At 53.3% G+C, this 2,577-nt stretch carries 1 protein-coding gene and 1 pseudogene; both read left to right on the top strand.

All coding sequences use genetic code 11. The features are described 5' to 3' along the window. Nucleotides 1–202, top strand: a pseudogene (locus ACOJTG_RS16005) (hypothetical protein); the annotation flags it as partial. A gap of 18 nt (nt 203–220) precedes the next feature. Continuing rightward, a partial coding sequence (porU, locus tag ACOJTG_RS16000) for a type IX secretion system sortase PorU (RefSeq protein ID WP_420154746.1) occupies nt 221–2,577 on the top strand: 2,357 nt, incomplete at its 3' end.

Genomic DNA, 2,577 nt, shown 5'->3' with positions numbered 1-2,577 from the left:
GCATCTGGAAGGTACGCTCCGACTCGTCGAAGTACCCGAAAACCAATCTTTTGAATTAGGAGGCCGTACCTTTATTAAACACCAGAAACGCCGTACCCGCTTTTTGTGTACTGATCAGCAAACTGGTCGCCAGTATACGGTTCCCGCGGAAGCAATGGTTCGCCTGCTCGAGGTACGGATTGAGCCAAATTCTCGTTATTAGTGCAGGTTCGTTTATTACATGAAACAAACGTTTATTGGGCTCCTATTACTGCTCTGGATTCCGCTGCAAAGTCAGGGGCAGGCTTCGGTATTGGCGGAAGGCTCCTGGTTAAAAATTGGGGTTACGAAAGATGGTATCTATAAACTCGACGCGGCCCAGCTGCGAAAAGCAGGCTGGCCTACCGTTGATCCGCGTCAGCTTCGCCTGTACGGAAATGGCGGAGCGGTCCTTCCGCAGCCCAACGCAACGCCTCGCCAACGAGATTTACGGGAAAATGCACTCTGGATTACGGGAGAAACCGACGGTCGGCTAGATACCGAAGATGGCATTTACTTCTACGGAACAGGCCCCCACGAAATGCGGCTGGATACCCTGACGGGGCGGTTTTCCCACGCATTGAATCCTTATTCGGACACTACCTATTATTTTCTGACGCGGAGTACCCACGGTTCCCCCAAACGCCTGACGACGGCCCCCTCGCTTACGCAGGGTACGAGTCTGACCAGCTACGACGACTACTTGTTTCACGAAAGTGAAGAAATCAACCGCGTTACTTCCGGACGAAACTGGTACGGCGAAATTTTCTACGTCACCTCCGAACGTACGATTTCCTTCAAAATACCGGGTGCCGTACCGAATACCCCTTTTCAGTTAACTTCGGCCACGATGGGCTATGGTTCCGTAGCGACGCAATTTAGCCTCAACGTAAACGGCCAGCCTTTGGGCAACCAAACCATACCGGCCACTACCTATGATCGCTACGATTATAAAGGGGTTGATGTAGCGACGACTTTTCCGGGCACCGTACCTACCTTACCAGCGGATGGAACGTTTGCCGTCACGCTAACCTATAACCGCAACGGCGACAACGCCGCTCAGGGAGCCTTGAATTACTTAGGCTTGCAGGTACATCGACCGTTGAGTTGGATGGGTCAGGGGTTTCGTTTTCGCTCACTGGCCAGTCGTACGCTGCCGCAGGTGCAAATGACTTTGGCTAATGCACCGGCTTCACTGCAAATCTGGGAGGTATCGGAAACGGACGTTCAGCAAATGGCCTTGCGTAACGGAACGTTTGGCTATACCCCGGCAGGACGTATCCACGAATTTGTGGCGTTTCTACCCGAGCAAGCCCTTAGCCCGGCATCGATTCTACCCATAGCTAATCAGAATCTTCAGCAAAAAAATACGCCTCAATTACTGATCATTTGCCCCCCGGCCTTCCGTTCGGAAGCGGAACGACTAGCAGCGTTCCGGCAATCACACGATCAGTTGACGACTTTAGTGGTCAGTACAGCTGAAGTATACAATGAGTTTTCGTCCGGTCGGCTGGATCCAACGGCTTTACGGGATTTCATTAAGCGATTGGCCGATCAGCAACCGGGCACGTTACAATACGCTTTGCTGTTCGGAGATGCCACCTTCGATTACAAAAACATTCTTCAGGAGAATCAGGGTTTCTACGTGCCTACGTACGAAAGTCGTGAATCGCTGCACCCCATCTACAGTTATTCCTCCGACGATTACTTCGGTTTTCTGGAAAATACCGAAGGTGAATGGCCCGAAACGTACGCCGGTGATCATACGCTTGATGTGGGCGTTGGACGCCTGCCCGTCAAGACCCTCACTGAAGCTCGTCAGATGGTAGACAAGCTGATTCATTACGAAGCGGCCACTACCCGGGGACCCTGGCAAGGCCGCCTATCTTTTGTAGCGGATGATGGCGATTTCAACATTCACACGCAGGACGCCGAGCGGCTGGTGAATCTGGCGGTGGCGACCCCTTATCGTTCCGAAAAAATTTACCTCGATGCCTATCCGCAAACGGGGTCGGGTACGGATCAAAAAAGCCCGCAGGCCCAGGCGGCCCTGGCCAATGCCGTTCGTGAGGGCCGGTTAATGATTGCTTTTGCCGGTCATGGCGGCGTATCGGGCTGGACACAGGAACAAATCCTGAGTTTACGGGATATTCTAGGCTGGCGTAACTACGACCGCTTACCTCTCCTGCTAACGGCGACCTGCGAGTTTGGCCGGTACGACAATCCCGGGGTAGTTTCGGGAGCCGAGCTGGCCTTACTCAGTGCCCAGGGCGGAGCCATTGCCTTGCTGACGACTACTCGACCCGTGTTTGCCAGCTCGAACGCTCTGGTCAGTGAAGCATTTATGAAAGCGGCTTTTCAACCCGTTAATGGTCAGATGCCCCGCCTAGGTGACATCTTCCGCCAAACTAAAAACAACAGTTTGGCGGGTCGGGTGAATCGAAATTTTTCTCTGCTCGGAGATCCTTCCATGCGACTGGCTTACCCGCAGGATTCCATCCAGCTCGCGTATCCTGACACCCTACGAGCCGGAGCAGAAGTTACCATTCGTGGTACGGC

The organism is Siphonobacter sp. (genome assembly GCF_048595215.1).
GTDB lineage: Bacteria > Bacteroidota > Bacteroidia > Cytophagales > Spirosomataceae > Siphonobacter.
This window is presented reverse-complemented; position numbering and strand designations above follow the sequence as displayed.